3 pseudogenes are annotated in these 1,740 nt (G+C 40.1%); 2 read left to right on the top strand and 1 reads right to left on the bottom strand.

The features are described 5' to 3' along the window. A pseudogene (locus tag FTU90_RS16225) lies at positions 1–105 on the top strand (serine/threonine-protein phosphatase 2); the annotation flags it as partial. A 201-nt stretch (positions 106–306) separates the two neighbouring features. On the opposite strand, the pseudogene FTU90_RS15865 reads toward FTU90_RS16225, so the two are convergent. Next, positions 307–1,247, bottom strand: a pseudogene (locus FTU90_RS15865) (IS5 family transposase). 39 nt (positions 1,248–1,286) lie between these two features. Here FTU90_RS15865 and FTU90_RS15860 point away from each other — a divergent pair. Beyond that, positions 1,287–1,721: pseudogene (locus FTU90_RS15860) on the top strand (transposase); the annotation flags it as partial. Positions 1,722–1,740 lie beyond the last annotated feature (19 nt).

Here is a 1,740-nt window from a genome sequence, read left to right as displayed (position 1 = left end):
TTGGGACATACGATCGTCAAGGAAATGACCCGGTTAGATAATTGCTATTACATTGATGTGGGTTCATCCTTTACTCAAAAGCTTTGTATAACAAAAATTAAGTGAATATTTTGCAAGACTGAATAGCTACTGATTTTATAGACACCTTTTAGTTAGATTTGGACTGCCACCACTCTCAGCTGTAACTAAGGGGGGTGAATCTCTACACCTATAAGTCTCAATTTTAAAAAAATTAAGGTTTTTCTATTAAAAACGGCTTTGTTGCACAAAGATTTGAAATGCAAAGCGCCCCTAATTGAGCCAAATTTAAGGCGTAACTTGGGTAAGTGGTCGACCTAATTCCGTAAATCTGTTGAGGACTGCTACACGTGCATGAATTTCATTCACCTGACTAGGAAAGCTTCTTGCCATTAATTTATCGCCTAATAATTTGATGCAATGCATCTTGGTTTCCACCAAACTGCGGCGATGATAGCCTGACCATTTTTTCCATAATGTCCTGCCTAAACGTTTAACTGTTCGAAGTAATTCATTTCGCTCTAGCGAGCTACTCTTTGTATCTTTCCATGGTTTCGCATTTTTTCTAGGTGGAATCACCACATGTGCTTGCCGATCTGCAATGACCTGACGGCATTGCTTGGTGTCATAAGCTCCATCGGTATAAACAGAGTCAATCTGCTCATCTTGTGGAATCTGATTAAGTAAATCACCAAGCACCTGTGAATCACTGACATTATTGGTTGTGAGCTGAATAGCGCGTATTTGTAGGGTTTTGGCATCTATACCAATATGTAGTTTACGCCATTGGCGACGATATTCAGCTCCATGTTTCTTGCGTTTCCATTCGCCCTCACCTAGAAACTTCATGCCTGTAGAGTCTACGAGTAGATGCAGCCCATCGCTACTTTTTTGGTAGCTGATTGCAATATCAATATGCTTTTGTCTTCTACAAAGCGTACTGTACGAATATCACTGATATTCGGGGCTGCTCAGCCGCAAAGTTTAATCAGACTTTGCACAAAGCCAGTGACCATACGTAAAGACAAACGGAATAAGGATTTAATCATTAAGCAGCATTGGATGGCTGCGTCGGAGTAGGTTTGATTTCGCCCTTGTTTGCCTTTTGATGGCGCATACCATTGCGTAGCAGGATCAAACCAAATGGCAATATTTCCGCGACTCATGAGTGCTCGGTTATATGCGGGCCAATTGGTTGTGCGGTAGATTTTCTGTGTAGGCTTATTCATTTGGAAATTATATCGCTGAAAAAGCCTTTACAGATAGGTTTGTGCAACAAAGCCGATTGGCATAGCCGCAAGGTACTTGCGCATAGGGTATCGATTAGTATGGAGGTGGATTTTTGTATTTCGGCTTTAAATGAAGCGATTGAAAAATATGGATCACCTGAAATATTTAATACAGACCAGGGCAGTCAGTTCACCAGTGATGCATTTATTGATGTATTGAAATCAAATGGCATTCAAATCAGTATGGATGGTAAAGGTCGATGGATTGATAATGTGATGGTTGAACGGTTATGGAGAAGCGTTAAATATGAAGAGGTGTATCTCAAAGCTTATAGCAGTGTCACCGATGCGAAAAAGCAATTGAGTGCATATTTTGAATTTTATAATTTGAAACGACCTCATTCGAGTCTGGACAAAATGACTCCAGATGAGTTTTACTATGACCAGCTACCACAACAAAATAAGGTAGCTTAACTAGAGCAGAATATCACTT

This window comes from Acinetobacter sp. YH12200, assembly GCF_013418175.1.
Classification (GTDB): domain Bacteria; phylum Pseudomonadota; class Gammaproteobacteria; order Pseudomonadales; family Moraxellaceae; genus Acinetobacter; species Acinetobacter pseudolwoffii.
Note: the sequence above shows the minus strand (reverse complement) of the source record. Positions and strands in the feature narration are given on the sequence as shown.